The sequence below is a fragment of the Synechococcus sp. ROS8604 genome (genome assembly GCF_014279655.1).
GTDB lineage: Bacteria > Cyanobacteriota > Cyanobacteriia > PCC-6307 > Cyanobiaceae > Synechococcus_C.
Map to the genome: position 1 here is coordinate 2,754,102 of NZ_CP047946.1, position 16,578 is coordinate 2,770,679.

Below are 16,578 nucleotides of genomic sequence, written 5' to 3' on the forward strand. Positions count from 1 at the left end.
GCATGGCCTCACGGCCAGCCAGAGTGTGAAGACTTAACGGCGCCAAATCACTTCCATGATGAGTGTCTCCCAACCCGATCACAGCGCGAGTGAAGGTGGGGGACAGCGGGGCTACGGCAAAGGCCGTCAACGCGATGAGCCCCATTTCGAAGCCCTCCCCGATTCGCTTCCGCCCCAGAACCTGGAAGCGGAAGAAGCGGTTTTGGGTGGGATCTTGTTGGATCCCGACGCGATCGGCCGGGTTGCCGACGTGCTCCAACCTGAGGCGTTTTATCTAGGAGCCCACCGGGAGATCTTCCGCACCGCGGTAATGCTCCATAGCCAGGGCAAACCCACCGATCTCACGGCGATGACCGCCTGGCTGGCGGATACGGGATCGCTCGAGAAGGTTGGCGGTAGCGGCCGCTTGGTGGAGCTGGTGGAACGGGTGGCCTCCACGGCCTCGATCGAACAGGTGGCCAGGCTGGTGATGGACAAGTTCCTGCGCCGGCAGCTGATCCGCTCGGGCAATGAAGTGATTCAGCTGGGCTTTGACCAAAGCCTGCCGATGGAGCAGGTGCTGGATCAAGCCGAACAGAAGATTTTCGCCATCAGCCAGGAGAAACCGTCCAAAGGCCTCACACCCACCGCCGAAATCCTTACCAGCACGTTCAACGAAATCGAAAGCCGGTCACTTGGCACCTCGGTGGCAGGCATTCCGGTGAACTTCTACGACCTGGATGCGATGACCCAAGGACTGCAGCGCAGTGACCTGATCATCGTGGCGGGACGCCCAGCGATGGGCAAAACCTCGATCGTGCTCAACCTGGCCAAAAACGTGGCGCAATTACACAACCTTCCGGTGTGCATGTTCAGCTTGGAGATGAGCAAAGAACAACTCACCTACCGGCTGCTCTCGATGGAGGTTGGCATCGAAGCGGGCCGCCTGCGCACCGGCCGGCTGCAACAGGAGGAATGGCCCTTGCTGGGCCAAGGCATCAACACCCTGGGGCAATTACCGATGTACATCGATGACAAGCCCAACTCAGGGGTGCTCGAGATGCGCTCGCTCTGCCGGCGGCTGATGGCCGAACAAGGAAAAGAACTTGGCCTGGTGGTGATTGATTACCTGCAGCTCATGGAGGGATCCAGCCCCGACAATCGAGTGCAGGAAATCTCGCGGATCACCAGGGGGCTCAAGGGCATGGCCCGCGAGCTGAACGTGCCGGTGATCGCCCTCTCTCAGCTCAGCCGCGGAGTGGAATCACGCACCAACAAACGCCCCATGCTCAGCGACCTGAGGGAATCAGGCTCGATTGAGCAAGACGCCGATCTGGTGCTGATGATCTACCGCGATGAGTACTACAACCCGGAAACCCCAGACCGAGGCATCACCGAGGTGATCGTGACCAAGCACCGAAACGGCCCCGTTGGCACCGTGAAACTGCTGTTTGAGCCCCAGTTCACCCGCTTCCGCAACCTGGCGGCCTAGGGAATCAATCGGTACGTGGATTGGTCGCATTTTGCTTTTGGGCGTGGGCTCGTCCTACATCTGCCGTTGGATGCTTAAACCACAACGGCATCGCAACTACGTTGCTGGATGGCTGAAAGCTCTTCGCAAAACCACCGGTTGGCTGCCGCGTGGTCGTGGCAAGGTGAGGCGATTCGGGATCCGCATGTTTCGCTCCACACTCAGTCCAAGCAACCGCCAATAGCCAGATTCAGTTAGGGAAAAGTACCTGCCATTGGGTGCGAATTGTCCAGTCACCCAGTAACTCCTCACCAGCAAACTGCGGCTTTACAGCGTTGTAGTAGCCCTCCAAAGACACCTGCATCGGCTGCCCTCCCAACCGAAAGGAATACCCCAGCCCACCGCCAACAGGCACAATCCAGCCTTTGCCCTCTGGTTGAGTCCAATCAGAGGCAATGATTGGGGAGGAGATTAAATACCAGCTGCGGTTGAGCTGATAACGCAATAGTCCTCGCACCACCAAAGTATTAACGTCGTCTCGCTCTGGGTCGCCCGAAAAGGACCAAATATTGCGCATCCGGGCACCAACAATCCATGGGCCGCGATGATAAAAAGCCAGAAAGGCTGGACCTGCAGACACCTTTCCGCTATCAACCGTGCCATCACCTGTAGGGAAGACGATCGACGAACCAAGCCCAACTGTCCAGTCTGAACCGAGGTTGGGAACAAGAAAAGCTGTGGGACTGACATCTGAGAGGCCAGCCTGATTCTTTTGATCGAAACCCAAAACTGCTGGAAGCCCAGCAGGGGAAACACCGAGCACAGGATCGGCTTGGGGCAAAGAAACAAAGCGAAAGATCGTTCGCATTAGCACTGTCCAGTCATCATTGATCCGAAATGGAACAACAGGCTGCAATTTGAAGATTTGAATTGACCTGTCCGGAGTTGCAGAGGGGTCAATCGATCGCGGAGCCCATTGCGTATTAGGGACAACATCCCATTCCGCCCAAAGACGGGTGTATGACGTAATTGGATTAGGACGAGCCCTAACTAAGGCCGGAACAGACTCAAGAGAAAGAATCCCAATAGAGCATGCAAAAAGTCGCAATAAAACAAGAGCGATGTGCATCCTTAATGAAAGGCAAACCGCAGACATCTACTCAATTTTAAAATGCATATCAACAAATTAGCTATACCACTTTAATCAAGCAATGGAGTCAATTCCAATTCAAACTAATGGAGCATTGAGAAAGAGCAAAAGCAATACAATCAACTAGAAGTCTTGATCCGCAAGCCGCCTTTTCGCCAATGTGTAACGAGGAGTTTCGTTAAATTCGTCCTTATACAGGCGCGAAAAATGAGAACGTCCGACAAAACCAAAATACGATGCAACACCAGCAACACCGCCAATACCATGCTCAGTACAAAATTCAAGATCCATAAGAGCATGTCTGACTTGATGCAAACGCACAGTTCTCACGACCTGGAGGGGAGACATATTGAATTTTTCCTTGCAACCATTAAAGAGTGATGTACGCGATTGATGCAACAAAGAGCATAGATCTTGTATTTCAAAAGGCCTTGTCGGCGACGAAGTCGCAAAAGACAAAACCTGCAATGCAGCCGCGTGGCGATCACACCGTTTAAGCGCAATTCCAACCCTTCGATCGGCATTACTTGTGAAGCACTCAAGCAGAGTTAGCAAAATCTCCTCTACAACAACCTGCTCTGAAGTAGAAATATTATTTACATTTAACCAAAATCTTCTCAAGTACGGAATCAGGATGTCACGAACAGGACCACTGAAGAAAATATTATACTTGTCCATAACATGTTGCACTTTTGTGCAATTATACTGAGATAATTTCTGAGCCAAGAAATCATTTTCAATGCTGATCGTACAAAAGCAACATTCCGAATGGAGCTGCAGATCAAGATCAAATAAGCCCGAATTAAACCCAAAAATAGCAGGCTTTTCAATATTCACACCCTGAGCAACAATGACCCTGTTGCCATAGGAAAGATTTTCCGATAAATTGACGGAAAAGAAACTCTGATCACCTTTCCTTTCAGCGCCAATAGCTACTTTTTTATTAAGCCTTAGCAGCGATAAATTAATATTTTCGAAATTAATAATCTGCATAGAGCCTTCAAGCGCTCCTTGCTCCAAACATAGAACTGAAGCACCAGAAAACTTTCTATTTAATATTAATTCTATGTCAGCAGCACTTTTAATTCCTTCTCGAACAGGAACCAGGCCCAACTGAGAACAATAACCGCTTTCAATAGCTTACACCAAGACAGAGGAGAAAAGCTCAGCAGAAAGTGTCAAAGGCTACAACAGACATAAAACAACCCTAATATGCAATGCGCATGACCGCAGCATTAGAAAACAAATGCGTTCTACATATACAATACCGTCTAATAATTACCGAGACCATCAATTCAGAAAAGAGGTCTTACTATCCACGAATTCACAACGCAACGCTTAAACAACCTCTCAAACAGATTTACGGTGGTTGACCTTTATCATTTTTTCTAAAAAATCATTGTAATCGCTGTAGCAGTTACTAGAAAATTCATCGCTTGAAGGATCCTCTACATACAATAAAAGATTATTAATCGCTTTCAGGCGATTAATTTTAGATTTCAACCGTTCATACTTTCGCAATCTGATTTCATTCTCATTCTCTAAGCTTTCAATCTGATAATTTATCTGTCGTATGCGGGAATTTAAATCTTGTTCATCATTCAACAAATTCAGAAAATCTTCAATCATGGGGATCTCAAAGAAAAAACTTGAGCAAAAGGCACTAATGGAATTGAGTCGAAATGAATTACCTGTACGGGCATATTTAAAAGGGATGGACTTTCATCGGAAAATCGAGAGTATGCCATTTCTACTTCCTGAGCAATGCATGAGAGAAGGGTGAGAGACCGACTTTGAGAATCGTTATCGAACGGAACCAAACAGTTGACCTCTTGGGCTAAAAGCAAAACGATTTCGGCTCAATATCGCGAACAAATGAGCTCATTGTATTCAATCTAACAAAACATCAAAACCCCACGCATCTCCTATCAAGAGCCAAGCAAAGCAATTGCCACCACCAGAAAAACGTCTTTTCTCTTTGCTTGACGGATACATCCCTTCTGCAGGGACCAACAAAACAAGGATCAAAGTAAAAGTCCTTCGCAGCAAAGTCAACGCACGTTGCGGGGTCAAAAACCAATCGGTTTAACTGGCTAGAGGCTGACAATTCGTCTTGCCTATTAGGAAGAAAAATCCCTGTTCGCAAAAGCGTTAGCAATATGCTCTGACGTCTCCCCAAAAACAGCTTCCACATCTAAACGTTATTAAATATGGTGTCACTAATCCTATCTTTTTAGGCTCGTAAAACCAAATCAATCGCCGCCATCATCAGTTTCAATGACCGGGCCTAAAGACACTTCATATTTCTGCCAATCTCAAAACGGAGTGCACTGCTGTGCAAACCCCAAACGAAGTGTTCTCTAAATACGGATAATGGGGATATGAGCTTCTCTGCTGCCCCCACCGAATGCTTCGACATGATTGTCGTAGGGGGCGGTCATGCCGGTTGTGAAGCAGCACTTACAGCAGCGCGGCTTGGCTTGAACACCGCCTTGTTTACCCTCAACCTCGACCGGATCGCCTGGCAGCCCTGCAATCCTGCCGTTGGTGGTCCGGCCAAAAGCCAACTCGTGCATGAAGTGGATGCCCTCGGTGGCGTGATCGGACGCCTTGCCGATGCCACCGCCATTCAAAAACGAGTACTCAACGCCAGCCGCGGCCCTGCCGTTTGGGCATTGCGCGCCCAGACCGACAAACGCCATTACTCCCGGGAGATGCTGAAGCTGCTGCATCACACCCCCAACCTGGCCCTGCGCGAAGCAATGGTGACCGGCTTGGAAGTGGATGGGGATCCAGAGCAAGCCGGCCAGGCGCGAATCACAGGAGTCCGCACCTACTTCGGCAGTATGTACGGCGCCAAAGCCGTGGTGCTCACCGCTGGCACCTTCCTTGGTGGTCGCATCTGGGTGGGCCATCAATCGATGTCTGCCGGGCGCGCTGGCGAACAGGCTGCTGAAGGTCTAACCGACGCCTTGAAGCAGCTGGGCTTCCACACCGATCGACTCAAAACCGGCACCCCTGCCCGCGTTGATCGGCGCAGCATTGCGCTCGACCAATTGGAAGCACAACCCAGTGATGCCGCTGATCGCTTCTTTTCATTTGACCCAACGGCCTGGGCCAGCGGCGAACAGATGAGCTGCCACATCACCCGCACCACAGCATCAACGCATCAGCTGATCAAAGACAACCTGCATCTCACTGCGATTTACGGCGGCATCATCGACAGCAAAGGCCCGCGCTATTGCCCCTCGATCGAAGACAAGATTGTGCGCTTTGCCGATAAAGACTCCCACCAAATCTTCCTCGAGCCAGAAGGACGCGACACCCCAGAGATTTACGTGCAGGGCTTTTCTACAGGATTACCTGAAACGATCCAACTGGAACTGCTGCGCACCCTGCCTGGCTTGAAGCACTGCGTGATGCTTCGGCCGGCCTATTCCGTGGATTACGACTACCTGCCAGCCACCCAACTCAAACCCTCCCTGGAAACCAAACGGGTACGCGGTCTGTTTAGTGCCGGGCAACTTAACGGCACCACTGGCTACGAGGAAGCCGCGGCCCAAGGCCTTGTCGCTGGCCTCAACGCTGCACGACTAATAGGAGGGCAAGAGTCCGTGCACTTCCCCAGGGAAAACAGCTACATCGGCACGATGATCGACGATCTGGTGAGCCAAGACTTGCGCGAGCCTTACCGGGTGCTGACCAGCCGCAGTGAATACCGCTTGGTGTTGCGTGGTGATAACGCCGACCGGCGTCTCACCCCTCTGGGCCGTGAGCTGGGACTGATTGACGACCGGCGTTGGCAGCTGTTCAACGACAAGCTCCAGGCCATGGACAACGAAAAACAGCGCCTTGAGACGGTTCGCCTCAAAGTCAGCGACCCAGTCGCCCCCACCATTGAGAAAGAAAGCGGGGCTCCGATCCGAGGCTCGATCACACTCGCGGACCTATTGCGTCGATCAGGGGTCCACAGCTCTGATCTCGTGCGCCATGGCCTGGCCGATCCCGAACTTCCCCTAGCCGTGCGGGAGGGCGCGGAAATTGACATTAAATACAGCGGCTACCTGCAGCGCCAGCAACAACAGATCGATCAAGTGAAACGCCAAAGCCTGCGCAAACTCCCCGCCGATCTCGATTACGCCAGCATCGGCACCTTGTCGCGGGAGGCGCGCGAAAAGCTCACGGCCATTCAACCCACCACGTTGGGCCAGGCCACCCACATTCCTGGCGTCAGCCCAGCAGATCTCACCGCCCTGCTGCTTTGGCTCGAGCTGCAAAAGCGCCGCTCCCAAAAGAGTGAGGGTCTCGCCAGCGGCGCCAACTCTCGATAACTTTGCTTCAACAAAAGGTTTGCAGTGCCCTCTCGCCTCCCCACATCCACGGCGTATTGGAATCTGCGCGCTGAACAGGTGATGGATCAGGTGTTCCACGCAGCGGAACCCTCGCTGAAAGCCGTTGACATTCAAGTGGAGCCGGCACCAGATCCAGCCAACAATCCCGTTGCGGCACCCCTGCCAACAACGCGTCTCAGTATTCAGCCGTGGCAGCAGCTCACCCTGGTCGGTGTGACGCTCGGCGCCCTGCTCTGTAGTGCATGGTTGGCACGCAGCTGGCAGCTCTCCGAGCAAGCCCTCTACCGCGAGCGCAATCTGGCTCTCACTGAAAAGCTCAAAGCACGCGCCATCCCCTCACCCTCTGCACCTCCGAAAGCAACTGAACCTGAAGCAGAACCTGAGACGGTCGCCACACTGCCCAGCCTCGAACCACTCACGCTGCCGCTCAGTGAAGCGATTGCGCCAATCACAGTCCCACCCGGCGCCTCCCCCTCCAGCTCAGAGGCAGGTCCTACAGCGCCAGCTCCTATGAGCCAGCCCGCTCTCGTGGGAGTTGTACACGCCGAAGTGGGGGGATCGGCCATCTTCCAATTAGACAATCAATCACTCTCTGCCACCCCTGGCGAAAGCATCGGTAACAGTGGCTGGTCCCTGCTGAGCCTTTCCAGCACCGGTGCCGTGATTGAACGCAATGGTGAACGCCAATCCCTCTCGATCGGCGGCGCCTTCTAGAGAGAAAGATTCAATCCCAAGTCTGCCAATTGTCGGATGAATAGCAGAGTTGCATTCTCTCGAATGAGAGATACAACCAGCTCATTGTGGTTCCAGCCGGTGCATCGACAGACATTTGCCGTATTGCTGCTGAGCGCAATTCTTGCCAGCACAAACGTAGAAGCCAAGCCAGCAAAGCCAAGGAATACGCCAATCCTGACGAGCGTCTCAGACCTTGCACTTCTGGGGCCAAAAGTAAGGCCGCTGCCTCAACGCTTGTGGCCAATACAACGTGGAGAGAGGATCAGACTCAAGTATCCACTCACCTATCTCGCCCAGGAAGTAAGCCCTTACGGTTGGCGATTTTCAGACCATAGAAAGAAGTGGCGTTTACATACAGGACATGATTTGATCGCACCCGCTGGAACAGGAGTGTTGGCTGCACTCTCCGGTAAAGCCTTGATCGTGCAACCCATCTCTGGATACGGACTGACTGTTGTGCTGGATCATGGCAATGGTTGGCAAACCCTTTACGCCCATTTGCTCAGCGCTCGAATCAGACCCGGTCAGCTCGTACAAACGGGTGATCGCATCGGAAACGTAGGGAAAAGCGGCTACGCCAGCACCGCCCATCTCCATTTCGAGCTCCGTCGCCTCAAGAATGAGCAACTAATGGCGATTGACCCTGCCCCACTTCTTCAGCTGCACAAGGCATCGAGACGTTGAGAGAAGAAATCAAGCGAAAGCCTGACGACACGTGAGTCAAAGCACTTATCGAAAAACGCATCCATGCCCCCTCATTAGACATTTATGAATTTAGATCGGTAAATCAAAGTGTAGAAACGTTGCCTTTCGCCCAGCAAAGCTGGGGGGTTCAGCCTTACTGACACGAACTTCATGAAGTTGAGTGAAATCAGTGCAGCAAATGCGTCTGATGATTCATTCATGAAACACGTCTCAATATTGGAGCTCGAGATTCCATTTAGATTTTTTGGAGCGTTAGTCGTGGGTTCTGCCCTAATGATCATGGCTCGTTCTTTTAAAGAAGCTGCATTACTTGGCGGAACCTTTCTCTGTGGACTTGGCGCCCTTGAGCTAGCCCTTCGTTTCAGTGGGTACTGAACTGGTATCCATCCACACGCCACCAAAGCTGATCGACTTCTGTTCTGCGCACAGGTAAGGCTCGTTAGGGTGCGCCAGATTTCACTGATGCAGCAGGATTTGCAAAGCAAAGCTCCCAACATCAATCGCGATTCCGTTTCGGTGGGAGGTGCGCTCTGACCTCACCTTTAGGGCTGGCATTGTCCTCTGGGCTCTTGCCCTCTCCCACTTGTTTATGGGAAGCACCCGCTGCAACGGTTCTGGCCGGTGATGACCCAGGGGATTTACCCGGCCCTTGGAGACTGATGCTCCTCGGAGACGGCAGTCCAACCCGTCACCTGCGTCTGCTCACAGGACATCCAGTGTCCGTGGAATTAGTGGCTATGGCAGAAGACCCAGAGGGGCAAGCTGCCCTCGGTTGCCCCAGCGAGGTGAAGGAACTCACGACTCCCCTCCTCCGCCGTCAAGTCTGGTTGAGCTGTGGCGAACAAACCTTGGCTTGGGCTGAAAGCTGGTGGAACCAGGATGAAGCCAACCAGCACCTGCAAGACCGCAACCTGCCGATCTGGCTCAGCCTCACCCAGGGGCGCTCAGAGCTCTTTCGCGAAGTGGATGGCTTAGCGCTGGTGCAAGAACCCTGGCTTGAGGACAGGTTTGGCTGCTCGGGGCCGTTTTGGAGCCGCCATTATCGATTTTTCCGTCAAGGACGAGAGCTCACGGTGATTCGCGAGGTGTTCAGTCCTGCTTTAGAGGAATGGCTAGGGGCCACTCCACGCCAGCCTCTTCATCTAACTAGATGAAGAAACCGAGCGTTTTCGCCACATTCGTGCATTTCAACTTGCAGCAGCTCTAGCGATCGGGATCATGTCGCTAGTTGCGATGGTTTCATGACAACGTCCCAGTGGCTAACCCTCTCCGACCTCGGACACAGATTTGGCCTCTCAGTAAGACATTGCGGCCGTGTTCTTGACCATGAAGGATGGCGTGACCACAGCGGACATCCAACCCAAGCTGCGATGACAGCTGGTGCCGTCCAGCAGCACAACAGCCATCACCACATTCCCTCAAATCGCTGGAACGCGGACATCTGCGCCGCCGTGCTCTCCGGCCATGGCCAACGTCCGATCAAGCGCAGCGAACAGGTTTCACAGTGGGTGACATTGCTTGAGGCCATGGAAGAAGGATCGGCCTCGATCTCCATGAGCACCGAACAAATGGCCGAAGACCTGCCCAACGATCTCATTGACGACGTGAACCATCAGCTCAGCCATCGAGGCTGTCGCTTTCAGGTTCAGCGTCTTGAGGAGAGCAGCAGCTGCTAGTCAGCCCAACCTGAGGCCTTCAGCCTGCCGTTTTGCCTTCTCGAGTTGCTCCTTCAGCAAGTCTTCATCGGTATGGCTGAGGTTGGTGTGGATCAACCGGGCGTGGGGCGCATGGCGACGCAAGCGCTCGATCACACGATCGGGCGTGGCATCCCTCACTAACAACGCCAAAGCAGCACTGCCCTTCGGCAGGGTTTCCGCGAGTTCTTTCAAAAAGTTGTCGTTGATGCCCATGTCATTCAGCGAACCCGAGGCAGCACCAGCACCGGCACCAACAGCAAGACCCAACAAAGGATTGGCAAACAACAAACCGATCAACAACCCCCAGAAGCTTCCGCCCATGGCTCCAGCCGCCGTCATATTGATCGCCTGACGCAAGTGCACATGGCCGTCTTCTCCATGCTCAAGCACCACCGCATCCTCAAGCGCAATCAAATGCTCTTGCTGGATCGTGACCAATTCGCGACGGACCTCCTCCGCTTCTTGGGCCTTGGGAAAGCCCACAACCACCAAATTGCTCATACAAACAGAGTGTTTTTAAAAGAGTAGAGATCAATCGATCCAGCGATCAGTCTCGTGATCAGTCCCGTCGCCTGCTGGAGCGAGGTAATGGACGTCTGGATGGGCCAGGGCCACGGGGCACAGGCTGAGGCGCTGGCGTGATTGCTGGGGGCGCTGCAGAACGGGACCAGCGCTCCACACGAAAGCTTTCGTCATCAGGCCAGCTGTTGTCATCCTCGCCGTAGGCGGGCTGAGGCTCAGGTACGGGCTCCACAATCTGCTGCCCAACACCTTGCCGCCGTGAGATCGCATCGAGAGGCCGCTTACGACTAGATGCGGCAGGCGATTCAGTCCGCAGGGCTGGCTCAACCGGATCCCTCCAGTCTTCTTCTTCGTCCATCAGCCAATCGATCTTGTCGCCGACCCAGCGACCCACGGTTTCGAGATCCATGCCAGGACGGGCTCCTCCACCTGGCCTTCGCCCAGGTCGCGTGCCAGCCACACCATCCACCAGCTGACGACCGGTTGCAAGCCACTGATCCAATCGCCGGTCACCAGAGTCCTGACTGCGCTGCACCTGACTGCGCTGCCGCGGTTGAAAACGTCCATCCATGTCCTGACCTTAACGACGACGCTGCTGCAGCCAACGCTCCCTTTGCCAACCGATCAACGCAATGGACACCCCGCCAGCTTCTAGGACCCAAAGAAACAAATCCATCTCAATCCTGAGCGGGGGCAGGTACATAGCTGAGTAGACAACTCACGTGCCAGTGACCGTCATGATGCCGATCACAGCACAACCTGCAAGCCGCTTGCCTGACCCGGCGCCGATAGGGAGTCCGCTGTTCACAGATCGGACAGCTGGCAATCCAACGCGGGGGGCTTTGCTGAACCGGAAAACGATGGCGAATGCTCACCTTGAATCGGGATTGAGAGGCATTAATCGCCTCCATCTGAGCCCGAAAACAAGGGCCATGACCCTCCCGTTGACCCAACACCAAATCCACCCAGGCATGAATCATTTCATGACAAAGAGTGCTCTCGGTGGCGCAGCGAGGCAAAGGATCCAGCAAGGGTTTTGAGAGCACAATCTCCCGACCAAGAGGCGGTGCAACCGCCGGCCCGCGGCGATAAAAGCCCGCCGTCTTGCGCATCCGCCCATCACTCCAGCGCAAGGAGACCAGGGGGCCTGTGCCCCGCACTAGGCCGCCATCGAAATGTTCTCGATTAAGCCTGTGAAACAAAGGCAGCAGTGGCTCGAGGGGCATGGGGACTGAGAAAGAAGCCAAACAGCACGAAAGTCGGCTCAGTCTGCCTCGTTCCTGCATCCAGTCGGTCAGAATCTGCATTCATTCGGATGCACCCCGATGGAACTGGGCTTGGTTCGCGAGATCGGTAGCAAGGCTTTATTAGCCGGCGGTGGCGCTCTGCTGCTCTACTGGACCATCACGGCGGTGAAGCTGGTGCTGAGCGCCCGTGGCATCAATCCGCTGATCAAGCAGTTCTTCACGCAAGTGGCAGCGGGAAGAATCGATGCTGCTTACTTGCTCACCACCAAGAACTATCGCCAGCACGTGAATCGTCAACAGTTCATTCGCTATCTGGCGGGTTTGAAGCTCAATCGCTTCCGCAATCTCAAATCTGGTCGCCCCCGGCTGCAGGAAGGCAACATCATCCTGACCGTGAAGTTGATCGCAGACGACAAAGAAGAGATGCCCCTGGATTTCACATTTATCAAATCGGATGAGTCCTGGAAGATCGAGCGCATCGTCGCCGTGAACAGCTGAGCACGAAGCGTTGAGTGGGTCGCAGCCGCTTAGATCGTCCAGCAGCTCTCGATCGCGAGCAGAGGACTTGCGGCGCCTGCTCAACCGAGCGGCACACGCCTATTACGTCCTCAACGCTCCGGTCATGGAAGATCCGGTGTACGACCAGTTCTACAGGGAGCTTCAAGAGCTAGAGCACCAAGATTCAGCCTTGGTGAGTGCAGACAGCCCAACCCAGCGCGTGGGTGGGCGCCTATCGGAAGGCTTCCACAGCGTGCGCCACAGGATTCCCCTGTTCAGCCTCGACAATGCGTTTAACCGTGACGAGCTGCATGGCTGGTATGGCCGTCTGCTCAAGGTGCTTGACCGCGCACCAGCAGAAGGAGCTCCACCTCCGGCCCTGGCCATGGTGGGAGAACTCAAAATCGATGGCAACGCTCTCGCCCTGAGCTACGAAAACGGCGTACTCGTCCGGGCCGCGACGCGCGGGGACGGTGAACAGGGAGAAGAGATCACCGCCAACGTGCGCACCATCAGCTCCATTCCCTTGCGCTTGCACCTCGAACCGGCACCCGCCTGGGTGGAAGTGCGTGGGGAGGCCTTCATCCCCGATGCCACCTTTCATGCGATCAACAACGAACGTCTAAGCCGCGACGAACCTCTCTTTGCCAATCCCCGCAATGCCTGCGCTGGAACGTTGCGCCAACTAGATCCAAGCGTTGTGGCCTCAAGACGGCTGGACTTTTTTGCCTACACGCTTCAGCTGCCAGAAGACTGGCAAGGATGCAGGCCGCTCACGCAATGGGATGCCCTGCAATGGCTGGGCGATGCCGGATTCAAGGTGAATCCCAATGCGGGTTTATTGCCAGATCTTCAATCGGTAGAGCAGTTCTTCGACACCTGGGATACAGAGCGCCGGCAGCTCAATTACGCCACCGATGGTGTGGTGGTGAAGCTCAATGATTTACGCCTGCAGGATGCAGCAGGCTTTACTCAAAAAGCACCACGCTGGGCGATTGCGCTCAAGTATCCAGCAGAGGAAGCTGCAACCAAGATCCTGAGAGTCAGCTGTCAGGTGGGACGCACGGGAGTGATCACTCCGGTGGCCGAATTCGAGCCTGTGCTGTTGGCCGGCACGAGCGTTAGCCGAGCCAGCCTGCATAACGCCGACAGACTGGTCGAGCTCGATCTTCATGACGGCGACACCATTGTGGTGCGCAAGGCCGGAGAAATTATCCCAGAAGTAGTGCGGGTGTTGCCGGAGCTACGACCTGCGCTGGCCCAACCCGTGGAGCTCCCCAAGACCTGCCCAACCTGCGGATCCACCTTGGTGCGCGAAACCAGCGAATCAGCCACGCGCTGCATCAACAGCAGCTGCCCCGCGATCCTGCGGGGTGCCCTGCGCCACTGGGTCAGCAAGGGGGCCATGGATGTGGATGGCCTGGGCAGCAAGCTCATTGAGCAACTGGTGGATCGAGGCCTCGTTCAATCGATTGCAGACCTGTATCGCCTCGACATGGCCCTGCTTGGCAGCCTGGAGCGCATGGGCACAAAAAGCGCCGAGAATTTAATTCAAGCGTTGGAGGCATCCCGCTCTAAAGGATGGGCCAAACAGCTCTATGGCCTCGGCATCCATCACGTCGGAGACGTGAACGCCAAGGCGATTACTGCTGCTTTTGCCAATGCAGACGACCTGAATCAAGCGGCGTGTCACGCACCAGACAGCATCACCACAATTTTTGGTGTCGGCAAAGAAATTGCCCAAAGCTTGCAGCAGTGGTTTTCCAACCCTGCCAATCAGCGGCTACTCGATGAGTTGCGGAGCCTCGGATTCAGCCTGGCACTCAATGAGAAAGAGCAAACACGAGCCACTGCGGCGGCGGCCAACGATCATTTATCTGGTTCAACCTTTGTACTGACCGGTACCTTGCCCACACTCACCCGTTCTCAAGCCAAAGAGCAAATCGAGGCTTGCGGAGGCAAAGTGTCGGGATCGGTCAGCAAAAAAACCAGCTATCTCGTGGCAGGTGAAGAGGCTGGAAGCAAACTCACCAAAGCCCAGGAGCTTGGGGTCCAAGTCCTTGACGAGGCTGACCTGCTGAACATGCTGAGAGGATCAGGGTAAGAATTCTTCTAGGCATGCAAAGCCCAGTTCAGAATCTGCTTGGGAGCCTCTCAGGTGAGTGGAAACTGAACCTGGAGACGCAGATCCCCAGGAACGACCTCTACAAAAGTCGAATTGCCTCTTCGAGGCCGACGCTGGGCTTCTTTTTGCTGCTGATCTGTTCAGCTGTGATTGCAACGCTCGGATTGATCTCCAACAGCACCGCTGTGGTGATCGGCGCCATGATCGTGGCCCCACTGATGGACCCAATCCTCAGCCTTGCCTTCGGACTCTCGATTGCCGACAACCGCTTGGTGAAACGGTCGGCGATCACGGTGATCATTGGCGTTCTCACTGTGATTGCCACGGCAACGCTGTTGGGCTGGATTCTCGATGCCAGTGAGGTGAATCGAGAGATCTACAGCCGAACCGCACCCAACCTGATCGACCTCGGCATTGCAGTAGCTGCCGCCATCGCCGGATCGTTCACATTGACCCGGGATCGATTGTCCAATTCGATCGCAGGGGTGGCCATCGCCGTGGCCCTGGTGCCACCGCTATGCGTCTGCGGAATTGGACTCAGCATGGGCTCGGAAGTCATTGCCGTGTTCGGCCGGGGCAGCGTTGCTGGACTCAGCAATCAGATCTCAGAAGGATCATTTTTACTCTTCCTAGCCAACTTAATTGGCATCACAGTTGCCAGCTTGATGGTGTTTTTGTTGCAGCGCTATGGCTCGATTCATCGCAGCTGGCGCAACCTACTTGTTTGGCTAGGACTACTCGGCCTGCTGTGCATCCCCTTGGCATCGTCACTCCGAGACTTCAGCATTCGCCAAAACATTGACGCCCAATTTGCCACCTTTAAAGCAGGACGCGTCAAGCAATTCAAGCTGACCGAAAAGAATCCATACCTCTGGAAAAAAGTAAAATTGCTCTATAGCAATGTTCGCGTTTCCCAGAACAACGCCACCATTGAGCTTGTCCTCAATGCCCAAGAAGGGCTGATCACTCAAAAGGTTATTGATGAGCTCCATCAACGGATCATCACGAGAGCAAGAAAGGATTATGGGATCAACGAAATCAGCGTTAATATCAGTGTGATTCCCAACCAAATCTTCAAATACAACTTTACTGAAGGCAAACAATCATGAGCTCACCCCAAGCCTTCCGCTGGATCAAAACAGAATGTGGTCGAGCTAAGTATGTTGAGCTGGCCTCTCGCAGCGGTGTTGCAGCAAAGCTTCGCTTGGGATGGTTTGTCGTGATTGCTGCAGCACGGGACCTTCGAACCCCGAATCCAGACCACACTCCTCACTAATCAATCAAAATCAATCACAAAAGAAATTAAACCCTTAGGAAAATTCGCGAACTCAGCACACTCCTATTGGACCAAAAAAAGGAACATCTAAATACAAGAACGTTCGCCATTAACTTGCGATTACATCAGCAAACATCCATTTAGCCAATAACTTTCAAAGGCTTTTATTGAACCTCGCTCGTCTCATCTTTCAAAGCCCGTTGTGCTGCACGCCCCACCAACCAAACCACCGCAACCGTGGCCAAAATGCCAACCACACGCAGAATCCAGCCCTGTGCTGAAGCTTCTCCAGCGAGCACCTCACCAAAACGAGCAGCATCACCCGCCAAGGCGCCCAAAGCACAAAACAAAATAGTGCCGGGAATGATGCCAATTAAACCGATGCTGTAATCACGCAAGCTCACCTCACTGAGGCCATAAACCAAATTCAATAACGAAAACGGAAACGCTGGAGATAGACGCGTCAACAGCACAAGCTTGAGCCCCTCTTGGCTCACGGCCCTCTCCACAGCCTGAAGCTTTGGATACTGCATCAGACGCTTGCTCGTCCAATCACGCAACCAATATCGGCCGAGCAAAAACGCGGCCTCTGCGCCGAAACAGGCCCCAACAAACACAATCAGGCTTCCCCACCAAGTGCCGTAGAGAGCACCCGCCAACATCGAAGCCCATACGCCCGGAAGCAACAGCGTCACCCAAACCGCATAAAGAGGAATGAACACCAGTCCGCCCAAAGGAGAGCGCAGCCAGAGCATCAATGGCTCGAACCAGGACATTCCCTCAATCATGTGTCCCACATCACCCGAGGCCAGCATTCCATC

Annotated in this window: 18 protein-coding genes; 11 read left to right on the top strand and 7 right to left on the bottom strand. The window is 54.2% G+C overall.

The annotated features are described in order from the left end of the window. The first annotated feature begins 55 nt into the window (after positions 1–55). Both dnaB and SynROS8604_RS14845 read left to right on the top strand, forming a co-directional pair. The gene (dnaB, locus tag SynROS8604_RS14840; protein WP_186544562.1) at positions 56–1,471 is read left to right on the top strand and encodes a replicative DNA helicase; all 1,416 of its coding nucleotides are present in this window, start codon (positions 56–58) and stop codon (positions 1,469–1,471) included. Between the two features lie 43 nt (positions 1,472–1,514). Next, the gene (locus SynROS8604_RS14845; protein WP_186546110.1) at positions 1,515–1,694 is read left to right on the top strand and encodes a hypothetical protein; all 180 of its coding nucleotides are present in this window, start codon (positions 1,515–1,517) and stop codon (positions 1,692–1,694) included. Between the two features lie 6 nt (positions 1,695–1,700). Here SynROS8604_RS14845 and SynROS8604_RS14850 read toward each other — a convergent pair whose 3' ends face one another. The 3 genes from SynROS8604_RS14850 to SynROS8604_RS14860 form a co-directional block, all read right to left on the bottom strand. Beyond that, on the bottom strand, positions 1,701–2,318 hold the full coding sequence (locus tag SynROS8604_RS14850) for a neuromedin U (RefSeq protein ID WP_370586528.1): 618 nt from the start codon (positions 2,316–2,318) through the stop codon (positions 1,701–1,703). Between the two features lie 405 nt (positions 2,319–2,723). Next, positions 2,724–3,713, bottom strand: coding sequence for a helix-turn-helix domain-containing protein (locus SynROS8604_RS14855; protein WP_186544564.1), 990 nt, complete (start codon positions 3,711–3,713; stop codon positions 2,724–2,726). A 237-nt stretch (positions 3,714–3,950) separates the two neighbouring features. Then, a complete protein-coding gene (locus SynROS8604_RS14860; protein WP_186544565.1) occupies positions 3,951–4,229 on the bottom strand; it encodes a hypothetical protein in 279 nt (92 codons plus the stop codon). A 752-nt stretch (positions 4,230–4,981) separates the two neighbouring features. On the opposite strand from SynROS8604_RS14860, the gene mnmG reads away from it, so the two are divergent. From mnmG to SynROS8604_RS14885, 5 genes are all read left to right on the top strand, one after another. Continuing rightward, complete coding sequence (gene mnmG, locus SynROS8604_RS14865) at positions 4,982–6,931, top strand: tRNA uridine-5-carboxymethylaminomethyl(34) synthesis enzyme MnmG (protein WP_186544566.1); 1,950 nt, start codon at positions 4,982–4,984, stop codon at positions 6,929–6,931. A 24-nt stretch (positions 6,932–6,955) separates the two neighbouring features. Then, entirely contained in the window at positions 6,956–7,666 is a 711-nt protein-coding gene (locus SynROS8604_RS14870; protein ID WP_255445100.1) for a DNA polymerase III subunit beta, read from the top strand. Positions 7,667–7,765: 99 nt separating this feature from the next. Then, positions 7,766–8,371 (top strand): M23 family metallopeptidase, encoded by a 606-nt coding sequence (locus SynROS8604_RS14875; RefSeq protein WP_255445101.1) that lies wholly within the window; start codon positions 7,766–7,768, stop codon positions 8,369–8,371. A gap of 590 nt (positions 8,372–8,961) precedes the next feature. Beyond that, positions 8,962–9,546, top strand: coding sequence for a chorismate lyase (locus SynROS8604_RS14880; RefSeq protein ID WP_186544568.1), 585 nt, complete (start codon positions 8,962–8,964; stop codon positions 9,544–9,546). A gap of 87 nt (positions 9,547–9,633) precedes the next feature. After that, positions 9,634–10,068, top strand: a complete 435-nt coding sequence (locus tag SynROS8604_RS14885; protein ID WP_186544569.1) for a hypothetical protein — start codon at positions 9,634–9,636, stop codon at positions 10,066–10,068. On the opposite strand, the gene SynROS8604_RS14890 is transcribed toward SynROS8604_RS14885, so the two are convergent. The 3 genes from SynROS8604_RS14890 to SynROS8604_RS14900 form a co-directional block, all read right to left on the bottom strand. After that, complete coding sequence (locus SynROS8604_RS14890; RefSeq protein ID WP_186524120.1) at positions 10,069–10,590, bottom strand: DUF1269 domain-containing protein; 522 nt, start codon at positions 10,588–10,590, stop codon at positions 10,069–10,071. 58 nt (positions 10,591–10,648) lie between these two features. Next, positions 10,649–11,182, bottom strand: coding sequence for an RNA helicase (locus tag SynROS8604_RS14895; RefSeq protein WP_186544570.1), 534 nt, complete (start codon positions 11,180–11,182; stop codon positions 10,649–10,651). A gap of 106 nt (positions 11,183–11,288) precedes the next feature. Next, on the bottom strand, positions 11,289–11,837 hold the full coding sequence (locus SynROS8604_RS14900; protein WP_186544571.1) for a SprT family zinc-dependent metalloprotease: 549 nt from the start codon (positions 11,835–11,837) through the stop codon (positions 11,289–11,291). 99 nt (positions 11,838–11,936) lie between these two features. Here SynROS8604_RS14900 and SynROS8604_RS14905 point away from each other — a divergent pair, with 99 nt between their 5' ends. The 4 genes from SynROS8604_RS14905 to SynROS8604_RS14920 are packed head-to-tail and all read left to right on the top strand — an operon-like array spanning position 11,937 to position 15,757. Next, positions 11,937–12,356, top strand: a complete 420-nt coding sequence (locus tag SynROS8604_RS14905; protein WP_006854171.1) for a hypothetical protein — start codon at positions 11,937–11,939, stop codon at positions 12,354–12,356. A gap of 10 nt (positions 12,357–12,366) precedes the next feature. Continuing rightward, positions 12,367–14,460, top strand: coding sequence for an NAD-dependent DNA ligase LigA (gene ligA / locus SynROS8604_RS14910; RefSeq protein ID WP_186544572.1), 2,094 nt, complete (start codon positions 12,367–12,369; stop codon positions 14,458–14,460). A 14-nt stretch (positions 14,461–14,474) separates the two neighbouring features. Beyond that, entirely contained in the window at positions 14,475–15,590 is a 1,116-nt protein-coding gene (locus tag SynROS8604_RS14915; protein WP_186544573.1) for a TIGR00341 family protein, read from the top strand. Continuing rightward, positions 15,587–15,757: a hypothetical protein gene (locus tag SynROS8604_RS14920; RefSeq protein ID WP_186544574.1), complete on the top strand. Its 171-nt coding sequence runs from the start codon at positions 15,587–15,589 to the stop codon at positions 15,755–15,757. The genes SynROS8604_RS14915 and SynROS8604_RS14920 overlap by 4 nt, the downstream gene beginning before the upstream one ends. Positions 15,758–15,921: 164 nt before the next feature. Here SynROS8604_RS14920 and SynROS8604_RS14925 read toward each other — a convergent pair whose 3' ends face one another. Continuing rightward, positions 15,922–16,533 carry a TVP38/TMEM64 family protein gene (locus SynROS8604_RS14925; protein ID WP_186546057.1) on the bottom strand — a complete coding sequence of 204 codons (612 nt, stop codon included), beginning with the start codon at positions 16,531–16,533 and terminating at the stop codon, positions 15,922–15,924. Positions 16,534–16,578 lie beyond the last annotated feature (45 nt).

Excerpts from the sequence above, each read along its gene's own strand:
- SynROS8604_RS14860 (WP_186544565.1), bottom strand. The coding sequence starts at position 4,229 with ATGATTGAAGATTTTCTGAATTTGTTGAATGATGAACAAGATTTAAAT.
- SynROS8604_RS14890 (WP_186524120.1), bottom strand. The coding sequence starts at position 10,590 with ATGAGCAATTTGGTGGTTGTGGGCTTTCCCAAGGCCCAAGAAGCGGAG.
- SynROS8604_RS14920 (WP_186544574.1), top strand. The coding sequence starts at position 15,587 with ATGAGCTCACCCCAAGCCTTCCGCTGGATCAAAACAGAATGTGGTCGA.
- mnmG (WP_186544566.1), top strand. The coding sequence starts at position 4,982 with ATGAGCTTCTCTGCTGCCCCCACCGAATGCTTCGACATGATTGTCGTA.
- SynROS8604_RS14895 (WP_186544570.1), bottom strand. The coding sequence starts at position 11,182 with ATGGATGGACGTTTTCAACCGCGGCAGCGCAGTCAGGTGCAGCGCAGT.
- dnaB (WP_186544562.1), top strand. The coding sequence starts at position 56 with ATGATGAGTGTCTCCCAACCCGATCACAGCGCGAGTGAAGGTGGGGGA.
- SynROS8604_RS14925 (WP_186546057.1), bottom strand. The coding sequence starts at position 16,533 with ATGTCCTGGTTCGAGCCATTGATGCTCTGGCTGCGCTCTCCTTTGGGC.
- SynROS8604_RS14850 (WP_370586528.1), bottom strand. The coding sequence starts at position 2,318 with ATGCGAACGATCTTTCGCTTTGTTTCTTTGCCCCAAGCCGATCCTGTG.
- SynROS8604_RS14905 (WP_006854171.1), top strand. The coding sequence starts at position 11,937 with ATGGAACTGGGCTTGGTTCGCGAGATCGGTAGCAAGGCTTTATTAGCC.
- SynROS8604_RS14900 (WP_186544571.1), bottom strand. The coding sequence starts at position 11,837 with ATGCCCCTCGAGCCACTGCTGCCTTTGTTTCACAGGCTTAATCGAGAA.
- SynROS8604_RS14885 (WP_186544569.1), top strand. The coding sequence starts at position 9,634 with ATGACAACGTCCCAGTGGCTAACCCTCTCCGACCTCGGACACAGATTT.
- SynROS8604_RS14915 (WP_186544573.1), top strand. The coding sequence starts at position 14,475 with ATGCAAAGCCCAGTTCAGAATCTGCTTGGGAGCCTCTCAGGTGAGTGG.